Here is a 9,793-nt window from a genome sequence, read left to right on the forward strand (position 1 = left end):
TCGACCTGGTCGACGACGGACAATTTAAAGGTCAGCGAGTAATCACGCTGACTGCGCCTTTTTCCTGCATTCATTACGCCCTCCTGAGATTGGGTCAGAAGGTGTAAACCTTATTCAGGACGAGACATTCAGATGAAAAAAGGGAGCCCCGAGGGGCTCCCTTTTTTTGTGGTGCGGTTGAAACCTTAGAACAACACGCGGCTACGGATAGTGCCTTTGATGTGCTGCAGCTTCTCTTGCGCCAGGTCGGAGTACTCGGCGTCGACGTCGATGACCACGTAGCCGACCTTCTCGTTGGTCTGCAGGAACTGACCGGAGATGTTGATGCCGTTTTCCGCGAAGACCTTGTTGATCTCCATCATCACGCCAGGGATGTTCTGGTGGATGTGCAGCAGACGGTGCTTGCCAGGGTGAGCCGGCAGGGCCACTTCCGGGAAGTTCACGGACGATACCGAGGTACCGTTGTCGCTGTACTTGACCAGCTTTTCCGACACTTCCAAGCCGATGTTGGCTTGGGCTTCAGCGGTGGAGCCGCCGATGTGCGGGGTCAGGATCACGTTGTCCAGGCCACGCAGCGGGCTTTCGAAGATGTCGTCGTTAGAGCGAGGCTCTACCGGGAACACGTCGATGGCGGCGCCGATCAGGTGCTTGTCCTTGATCGCGTCGGCCAGGGCGTCCAACTCGACCACGGTGCCACGTGCAGCGTTGATCAGGATGCCGCCTTTCTTGATGGCGCGGATTTCCTTCTCGCCGATCATCCACTGGGTCTCAGCGGTTTCCGGAACGTGCAGGGTCACGATGTCGGACATGCCCAGCAGCTCAGTCAGGCTGGCGACTTGGGTGGCGTTGCCCAATGGCAGCTTGGTCAGGGTGTCGTAGAAGAACACCTGCATGCCCAGGCCTTCAGCCAGTACCGACAGCTGAGTACCGATCGAGCCGTAACCGACGATACCCAGCTTCTTGCCGCGGATTTCGAAGGAGTTGGCTGCGCTCTTGATCCAGCCGCCACGGTGGCAGGAAGCGTTCTTCTCAGGAATGCCGCGCAACAGCAGGATGGCCTCGGCCAGCACCAGCTCTGCAACGGAACGGGTGTTGGAGTACGGTGCGTTGAACACCGCGATGCCGCGCTCGCGCGCTGCGTTGAGGTCGACCTGGTTGGTGCCGATGCAGAAACAGCCGACCGCCACGAGTTTCTTGGCGTGGTCGAAGATCTCTTCGGTCAGCTGAGTGCGGGAGCGAATGCCGATAAAGTGCGCGTCGGCGATCTTTTCCTTGAGTTGGGCTTCCGGCAGAGAACTGGTGATGTACTCAATGCTGGTGTACCCGGCGGCTTTCAGAACGTCGACAGCCGATGGGTGGACGCCTTCCAGAAGAAGGAACTTGATCTTGCTCTTATCGAGAGAAGTCTTGCTCATCTGCGTAAACCTGTATCCCGGAGAAAAATGGCAGGGAGTCGGATCGCTTAAGCTGACCCGGACGGCAGGAAAGCCGTCACCGCAGAAACGCCCTTGGGCTCTGTCCTGCGGGGGCGGTATGCTAGCATACGCGCCCCGCTAAACACCTATTCCTGCGACGTGAAGCGTTCTCAGGATGACCATGAATTGTTCGAGAGTTCTGTCGATGACCCATCCTGCCCTGATTGATGAGCTAAAGACCCTGGTTGAGCCTGGCAAAGTGCTGACCGATGCAGACTCCCTGGAGGCTTACGGCAAGGATTGGACCAAGCACTTCGCACCCGCGCCGACCGCCATCGTCTTCCCCAAGACCATCGAGCAGGTCCAGGCGATTGTGCGTTGGGCCAATGAACACAAGGTGGCGCTGGTGCCATCGGGTGGGCGTACCGGCCTGTCGGCCGCCGCTGTGGCCGCCAATGGCGAAGTGGTCGTGTCGTTCGACTATATGAACCAGATCCTCGGCGTGAACCTCACCGACCGCACCGCCGTGTGCCAGCCGGGCGTGGTCACCAAGCAATTGCAGAACGTCGCCGAAGAAAAGGGCCTGTACTACCCGGTGGATTTCGCTTCGTCCGGTTCCAGCCAGATTGGCGGCAATATCGGCACCAATGCCGGCGGGATCAAGGTGATTCGCTACGGCATGACCCGTAACTGGGTGGCCGGCATGAAAGTCGTCACCGGCAAGGGCGACGTGCTGGAATTGAACCGCGACCTGATCAAGAACGCCACCGGCTACGACATGCGTCAGCTATTCATCGGCGCTGAAGGCACCCTGGGCTTTGTGGTCGAAGCCACCATGCGCCTGGACCGTGCGCCGAAAAACCTCACCGCCATGGTGCTCGGCACCACCGATTTCGACTCGATCATGCCGGTATTGCACGCGTTCCAGAGCAAGCTGGACCTGACCGCCTTTGAGTTCTTCTCCGACAAGGCCCTGGCCAAGGTCCTCGGCCGTGGCGACGTGCCGGCGCCGTTCGAAACCGAATGCCCGTTCTACGCCCTGCTGGAATTTGAAGCCACCACCGAAGAAGTCGCCAACCATGCCCTGGAAACCTTCGAGCATTGCGTGGAGCAGGGCTGGGTGCTGGACGGCGTGATGAGCCAGAGCGAAACCCAACTGCACAACCTGTGGAAACTGCGCGAGTACATCTCCGAGACCATTTCCCACTGGACGCCGTACAAGAACGACATTTCGGTCACTGTCTCCAAAGTGCCAGCGTTCTTGAAAGAAATTGACGCGATCGTCGGCGAGCACTACCCGGACTTCGAAATCGTCTGGTTCGGCCACATCGGCGACGGCAACCTGCACTTGAACATCCTCAAGCCGGAAAACCTGAGCAAGGACGAGTTCTTCGCCAAGTGCGCCACCGTGAACAAGTGGGTGTTTGAAACCGTCGAGAAGTACAACGGTTCGATCTCCGCCGAACACGGCGTGGGCATGACCAAGCGCGACTACCTGACCTACAGCCGCTCGCCGGTTGAAATCGAATACATGAAGGCAGTCAAAGCGGTGTTCGACCCGAACGGGATCATGAACCCTGGCAAGATCTTCGCTGTTTAATCGCCCCTGAAGGAGTCGTTCCATGAGCTACCAGCACAAGTATGTCGACGGCACCAACATCCACTTTCCGGTCGGGAAAGTGGTGTGTATCGGGCGTAACTACGCCGAACATGCCAAGGAACTGGACAACCCGGTGCCGACTGAACCGTTGCTGTTCATCAAGCCGGGCAGTTGCGTAGTAGCGTTGGAAGGTGGTTTCGCCATCCCGACCGAGCGCGGCTCGGTGCACTACGAAGCGGAAATCGCGGTGTTGATCGGCAAGCCGCTGTCGACCAAGCCGAGCCGTGAAGAAGTGCTGGACGCCATCTCCGGCTTCGCTCCGGCCCTGGACCTGACCCTGCGCGACAAGCAGGCCGAGCTGAAAGCCAAAGGCCTGCCGTGGGAAATCGCCAAGTCCTTCGACGGCGCGGCGGTGATTGCACCGTTCGTCGTGGGCAGCACCTTCCCGGATTTGACCGACATTGGCATCCGCCTGACCATCAATGGCGAAGTGCGCCAGGATGGCAACAGCTCGCAGATGCTCAACCCGATCATCCCGATGATCCAACACATGGCCGGCTGCTTCTCGCTGCAGGCCGGTGATGTGATCCTTACCGGCACGCCGGCTGGCGTTGGCCCGCTGAATGTGGGGGATGAGTTGGTGTTGGAGTTGGCGGGTGTGAACAGCTTTGAGAGCGTTGTCCGCTAAGCACTGACGAAACGCGATCAAAAATGTGGGAGCGGGCTTGCTCGCGAAGGCGGTGTGTCAGTCGAAGATTTTTCAACTGAACCACCGCCTCCGCGAGCAAGCCCGCTCCCACATTGGTTTATGAGTGTCCAAAAGATCCAGTCCTTTGCATTTTTTTCACACACCATCCGGATAATTCCCAGCCTCATTGCGCGCGGGCCTCTTGATCCTGTGCTATCACCTAACGCTGACTTCCCGGAAAAAAGCACCCAATGGCCGTCACTCTGCCTACCGTCACCCCCAAGCCGCGTTCCCGCTTTGCCCTGCGCTGGTATTCCTGGCTGTTGCTGGTCGGCGTGATTGCCTATGGCGTTTCGTGGGCCATGCATTGGGATGATCGCGGCTTGCTGTGGGTCGCCGAGCGCTTCGAAACCCCCGCCGAGCGTCAGGAAAGTGTATGGCTTCCCGACTACCACGCGGTCATCGACGCCAAGGTGTTGCCGGGGATGGAGAAGGATGAAGCCTCCGACGTCTCCTACAACCCCCAGACCAAAACCCTGTTTTCCGTGATGGGCAAAAACCCGTTCCTGGTCGAGTTGAACCTGCAAGGCGACGTGCTGCGCAAGATGCCGCTGAATGGTTGGGACAACCCAGAAGGCGTGACGGTCATGGAAAACGGCCTGATGGCCGTGGTCGACGAACGCCAGCATCTCATGACCATCATCAAGGTCGACGCCAGCACTGCCCAACTGAACAAGGCTGATTTCCCCAGTTACGACCTGGGGCCATCCAAGAACCAGAACAAAGCCTTTGAAGGCGTTACCTGGGACAAGCGCAACCAGCAGATCATCCTGGGCGAAGAGCGCCCACCGGCGTTGTTCACCTGGAAAAGCGATGGCAGCCAGACACTCGTTGGCGACAAGCAAAAGCTGACCAGCACCGAGCTGGACATGCGTAACCTCTCGGCCCTGGCGATCGACCCGCGTACCGGTCACTTGCTGGTGCTTTCTGCCGACTCCCACCTGCTGCTGGAGTTGGATGAAAAGGGCGAGCAAGTCAGCTTCATGACCTTGCTGGGTGGTTTCAATGGCCTCAAGAACACGATTCCCCGCGCCGAAGGCGTGACCATGGACGAAAACGGCACGCTGTACATGGTCAGTGAGCCGAACCTGTTCTATCGCTTCGAAAAGCAGAAATAACGCACCGGTTACGTCGGATAGTTCTCTAAGAACGGCATTCGCCAGACATCCGGGCGCGTTTAAGTTTAAATTCAGACGGGCGTGATATTCCTTCGCCACTTTTTGCTCTTGAGCCCGTCCGATGCGTCGATTTTCCCGCCCCAAACCCGTTCTGTTTACGCTTGCGCTGATCGCTCTGATCAGTGCCGGGGCTGTTGCGCAGCACTTTCGCCTGTTCGAACGCGCCTGGTTCAACTTACAAGCTTGGCGCCAACCGACCGATGAGCGTTCCATTGGCCTGGGCGAATACCGTGTGGCCCTGGAAGCCAAGGTGATCGATGGGTTGAACGACGACGTCTCGGCTCTTACCTACGACCCTGTGCGCAAAAGCCTGTTTACCGTCACCAACAAAAACCCCGAGCTGATCGAAATGTCCCTGGAGGGCGATATCTTGCGACGTATTCCGTTGGTGGGGTTTGGCGATGCGGAGGCCGTCGAGTTCATCAGCGACAACATCTATGTGATCAGTGATGAGCGCCAGCAGCGGCTGATCAAGGTGCATGTGGACGACGACACCCAGTTCCTCGACGCCGCCGATGCGGAGCAGATGACCCTGGGCCTGCATGTCGGCGGCAACAAAGGCTTTGAGGGCCTGGCTTACGATTCGGTGGGCAAGCGCCTGTTCGTGGCCAAGGAGCGCGACCCGATGCTGATCTACGAGGTCCACGGGTTTCCCCATTTCAAGCCGGAAAAAACCTATTCGGTGCACGTGATCAACAACCCCAAGCGCGACGCCGGGTTGTTTGTGCGTGACCTGTCGAGCCTGCAATACGATGAGCGCAGCGGCCATTTACTGGCGCTGTCGGATGAGTCGTTTCTGGTGTTGGAGCTGGATATCGATGGGCGGCCGTTGAGCAGTTTGTCGCTGCTCAGCGGGCGTCATGGCCTGAAGAAGCGGGTGCCTCAGGCGGAAGGGATCGCGATGGACGATGACGGTAACTTGTACCTGACCAGCGAACCGAACCTGTTCTACGTGTTCAAGAAACCAAGTCCTTGAAGGAATGCAGGACCAATGTGGGGGCGGGCTTGCTCGCGAAAGCGGTGTGTCAGTCAAAGCATTTCCAGCTGAACCACCGCATTCGCGAGCAAGCCCGCTCACACATTTGGTTTTGCATCAGGCCTTGAGGGTTTTGACGCCTTCAGAAGTGCCCAGCAGCAACACGTCAGCCGGACGCGCCGCAAACAAACCGTTAGTCACCACGCCCACGATGGCATTGATCTGAGTCTCAAGCTCCACCGGGTTGGTGATCTGCATGTTGAACACATCCAGGATGATGTTGCCGTTGTCGGTCAACACACCTTCACGGTAAACCGGGTCGCCGCCCAGTTTCACCAGCTCGCGGGCCACGTGGCTGCGGGCCATCGGGATGACTTCCACCGGCAGCGGGAACGCGCCGAGTACCGGCACCAGCTTGCTGGCGTCGGCAATGCAGATGAAGGTCTTGGCCACGGCGGCGACGATCTTCTCGCGGGTCAGGGCTGCGCCGCCGCCTTTGATCAGGTTCAGGTGCTCGTCGCTTTCATCGGCGCCGTCCACGTAGAACTCCAGGTCGCTCACGGTGTTGAGCTCGTACACCGGAATGCCATGGCCTTTAAGGCGCGCGGCGGTGGCTTCGGAGCTGGCCACGGCGCCGTCGAATGCGCCCTTGTGCTGGGCCAGCGCATCGATGAAGCAGTTGGCGGTGGAGCCGGTGCCGACACCGACGATGCTCTTGTCGTCGAGTTTTGGAAGGATTAAATCGACGGCGGCTTGGGCCACTGCCTGTTTGAGTTGATCCTGGGTCATGCGGGCTCCGGAGCGGGCGGGGAGTTATCGAGGGCGGCGAGTATAACCCAACAAAACCTCTGGATTCGTGTGGTCGCCCGGCCAAAAGCCGGGTTAGACTCCTTGGCCCTGCCAAACCGTGAAAGTAGATGCCCGCCGATGCTTGAACAGTACGTCAAAAAGATCCTCACCTCGCGCGTCTACGACGTTGCCGTAGAAACCCCGCTGCAGACCGCCCGCCAGCTCTCCGAGCGGCTGGGCAACAAGGTCTGGCTCAAGCGTGAAGACTTGCAGCCGGTGTTCTCGTTCAAGATTCGCGGCGCCTACAACAAGCTGACCCAGCTGACTGCCGAAGAGCGTGCGCGCGGCGTGGTCACGGCCTCGGCGGGCAACCATGCGCAGGGCCTGGCCCTGGCGGCCAAGGTGTTGGGCGTAAAAGCCACCATCGTGATGCCCAAGACCACCCCCGAGATCAAGGTCGAAGGCGTGCGTTCCCGTGGCGGCAAAGTCGTGCTGCATGGTGATTCCTTCCCGGAAGCGCTGGCCTACTCGCTCAAGCTGGTCGACGAAAAGGGCTACGTCTACATTCACCCCTACGATGATCCGCACACCATTGCCGGGCAGGGCACCGTGGCGATGGAAATTTTGCGCCAGCATCCAGGGCCGTTGGATGCGATTTTCGTACCGGTGGGCGGCGGCGGGCTGATCGCCGGTATTGCGGCATACGTGAAATACCTGCGCCCGGAAATCAAGATCATCGGCGTCGAGCCGGACGACTCCAACTGCCTGCAAGCTGCGATGGCGGCGGGTGAGCGCGTGGTATTGCCAACCGTCGGCATCTTTGCCGATGGCGTGGCGGTGGCGCAGATCGGCCAGCACACCTTTGATATCTGCAAAGACTATGTCGATGAAGTGATCACCGTGAGCACCGATGAAATCTGTGCGGCGATCAAGGACATCTACGACGACACCCGCTCCATCACCGAACCTGCGGGCGCGCTGGGCGTGGCGGGTATCAAGAAATACGTGGAGACCCGTGGCGTGACCGGGCAAACCCTGGTGGCCATCGACTCCGGCGCCAACGTCAACTTCGACCGCCTGCGCCACGTGGCCGAGCGCGCCGAGTTGGGTGAGGGGCGCGAGGCCATCATCGCCGTGACCATCCCCGAGAAACCGGGCAGCTTCAAGGCGTTCTGCGAGGCCGTGGGCAAGCGCCAGATCACCGAATTCAACTACCGCTTCCACTCCGGCAGCGAGGCGCACATTTTTGTCGGCGTGCAGACCCACCCGGAAAACGACCCGCGCAGCGCGCTGATCGCCAGCCTTACCGGCCAGGGTTTCCCGGTGCTGGACCTGACCGAGAACGAACTGGCCAAGCTGCACATCCGCCACATGGTTGGCGGGCATGCGGCGCACGTCAGCAATGAAGTGGTGTTTCGCTTCGAGTTCCCGGAGCGTCCGGGCGCGTTGTTCAACTTCCTGCACAAGTTGGGCGGGCGCTGGAATATCTCGATGTTCCACTACCGCAACCACGGCGCGGCGGATGGCCGCGTGGTTGCCGGCCTGCAAGTGCCGGCAAACGAGCGCCACCTGGTGCCGGCTGCGCTGGAAGCCATCGGCTACCCGTACTGGGATGAAAGCGATAACCCGGCCTACAAGCTGTTCCTCGGTTGAACGACTACGCTGATGGGGCGGCCTTTAAGGAAGACGACACATGGAAACCCTGACCACCCTGAAAGTTATCCACATCGCGGCCACTGTCTTGCTGCTGCTCAGCGGCCTGGGCCTGGCAATACTGGCCTGGCGCAGGCGCAGCGCCGGTCCGGCGGTGACGGTGCAGCGTCCTTGGGCGTTCGTATGGTTGTTGATGGGGGTTTGCGTAGTCAGCATGCCGTTTACCGGCTGGTGGCTGGTGCACCTGATTGGCTGGCCATTGGGGCAGACCTGGATCCTGGGCTCCAGCATCCTCTATACCGTGGCGGCGCTGGCGTGGTTCTGGCTGGTGGCGCGGCTTAATCGCCTACGCAGGGGCGAGGGCGGTAGCTTGAATTTCACCCTGGTGCTGGCGGTGGTCAGTTTGGTGGGGTTTGTCGCGATTGCGGGGCTTATGGGAGCCAAGCCGGTTTAGGGCGTTAGACCGAGTCGCCTTTATCGCAGGCAAGCCAGCTCCCACACTTGGACGTGTAAACACAACCAAATGTGGGAGCTGGCTTGCCTGCGATGGCGCCATCAGCTGCGCAACGTAATCACCGGCCATCCGCGCTTCTCAGCCTCAGCCCGCAAATTCGGGTCCGGATCCACCGCCACCGCATGCGTCACCTGCTCCAACAACGGCAAGTCATTCATCGAGTCGCTATAGAAGTAGCTGTCTTCCAGGCTATACCCCGTCTCTTCCAACCACCGGTTCAAGCGCGTCACCTTGCCTTCACGGAAGCACGGCACGTCAGTGCTGCGCCCGGTATAGCGGCCATTTTCCATCTCGCACTCAGTGGCGATCAGGGTATCAACGCCCAGGCGCGCGGCAATCGGCGCGGTAACGAAACGGTTGGTGGCGGTGATGATCACCAGCTTGTCGCCGGCGGCGCGGTGTTTGGCCAGCAGTTCCTCGGCCAGCGGCAGCATCAGCGGGTCGATGCAGTCGCGCATGAAGTCACGGTGCCACTCCTCCAACTGGGCCATCTCGGTGCGGCCGAGGATTTCCAGGGAAAAGTTCAGGTAGGCGGCGTTATCGAGTTTGCCGGCCAGGTAATCCTGGTAAAACTCGTCGTTGCGGGCCTTGTAGGCCACTGGGTCGAGAATCCCGCGTTCACAGAGGTAATCGCCCCAAGCGTGATCGCTGTCACCGCCGAGGAGGGTGTTGTCCAAGTCGAATAAAGCCAGGCGCATTGCAGTTACTCGCTGAAAAGTCTGTAAAAAGGCGTCCAGAATACGGTCTTTTCACAAGAGTGCACATAAGGTAAGAAGCCTCGTTGCCGCTTGATCAACCTTTGTGGAACAATGCGGCGACATGCGTTTGCGAGGTTGTTGCCGTGATCGACCCCGATGGTTTCCGTCCTAATGTCGGGATTATTCTTACGAATGATGCCGGACAGGTGCTATGGGCTCGCC

The 9,793-nt window shown here is 59.6% G+C and carries 9 protein-coding genes and 1 pseudogene; 7 read left to right on the top strand and 3 right to left on the bottom strand.

Going from position 1 to position 9,793, the window contains the following annotated elements; all coding sequences use genetic code 11:
• Positions 1-185: 185 nt before the first annotated feature.
• Positions 186-1,415, bottom strand: a complete 1,230-nt coding sequence (gene serA / locus CFE47_RS30580; RefSeq protein ID WP_017736698.1) for a phosphoglycerate dehydrogenase — start codon at positions 1,413-1,415, stop codon at positions 186-188.
• Between the two features lie 205 nt (positions 1,416-1,620).
• On the opposite strand from serA, the gene CFE47_RS30585 reads away from it, so the two are divergent.
• From CFE47_RS30585 to CFE47_RS30600, 4 genes are all read left to right on the top strand, one after another.
• The gene (locus CFE47_RS30585; protein ID WP_286842860.1) at positions 1,621-3,015 is read left to right on the top strand and encodes a D-2-hydroxyglutarate dehydrogenase; all 1,395 of its coding nucleotides are present in this window, start codon (positions 1,621-1,623) and stop codon (positions 3,013-3,015) included.
• A 22-nt stretch (positions 3,016-3,037) separates the two neighbouring features.
• On the top strand, positions 3,038-3,703 hold the full coding sequence (locus CFE47_RS30590; protein ID WP_185709753.1) for a fumarylacetoacetate hydrolase family protein: 666 nt from the start codon (positions 3,038-3,040) through the stop codon (positions 3,701-3,703).
• Between the two features lie 251 nt (positions 3,704-3,954).
• The gene (locus tag CFE47_RS30595) at positions 3,955-4,881 is read left to right on the top strand and encodes an SdiA-regulated domain-containing protein (RefSeq protein WP_286842863.1); all 927 of its coding nucleotides are present in this window, start codon (positions 3,955-3,957) and stop codon (positions 4,879-4,881) included.
• Between the two features lie 121 nt (positions 4,882-5,002).
• Positions 5,003-5,917, top strand: a complete 915-nt coding sequence (locus CFE47_RS30600; RefSeq protein ID WP_286842865.1) for an SdiA-regulated domain-containing protein — start codon at positions 5,003-5,005, stop codon at positions 5,915-5,917.
• 117 nt (positions 5,918-6,034) lie between these two features.
• Here CFE47_RS30600 and rpiA read toward each other — a convergent pair whose 3' ends face one another.
• A complete protein-coding gene (gene rpiA, locus CFE47_RS30605; RefSeq protein ID WP_053127902.1) occupies positions 6,035-6,706 on the bottom strand; it encodes a ribose-5-phosphate isomerase RpiA in 672 nt (223 codons plus the stop codon).
• Positions 6,707-6,844: 138 nt separating this feature from the next.
• Between rpiA and ilvA the strand changes: the two genes are divergently transcribed.
• Both ilvA and CFE47_RS30615 read left to right on the top strand, forming a co-directional pair.
• Positions 6,845-8,359, top strand: a complete 1,515-nt coding sequence (ilvA, locus tag CFE47_RS30610) for a threonine ammonia-lyase, biosynthetic (RefSeq protein ID WP_185709749.1) — start codon at positions 6,845-6,847, stop codon at positions 8,357-8,359.
• Between the two features lie 40 nt (positions 8,360-8,399).
• Positions 8,400-8,813 (top strand): DUF2269 family protein, encoded by a 414-nt coding sequence (locus CFE47_RS30615; protein ID WP_286842868.1) that lies wholly within the window; start codon positions 8,400-8,402, stop codon positions 8,811-8,813.
• A 101-nt stretch (positions 8,814-8,914) separates the two neighbouring features.
• Here CFE47_RS30615 and CFE47_RS30620 read toward each other — a convergent pair whose 3' ends face one another.
• Positions 8,915-9,571: a histidinol-phosphatase gene (locus tag CFE47_RS30620; RefSeq protein ID WP_286842869.1), complete on the bottom strand. Its 657-nt coding sequence runs from the start codon at positions 9,569-9,571 to the stop codon at positions 8,915-8,917.
• A 101-nt stretch (positions 9,572-9,672) separates the two neighbouring features.
• Here CFE47_RS30620 and CFE47_RS30625 point away from each other — a divergent pair.
• A pseudogene (locus CFE47_RS30625) lies at positions 9,673-9,793 on the top strand (RNA pyrophosphohydrolase); the annotation flags it as partial.

This window comes from Pseudomonas sp. PGPPP1, assembly GCF_002255865.1.
In the GTDB taxonomy this organism is placed as follows: domain Bacteria; phylum Pseudomonadota; class Gammaproteobacteria; order Pseudomonadales; family Pseudomonadaceae; genus Aquipseudomonas; species Aquipseudomonas cremoris.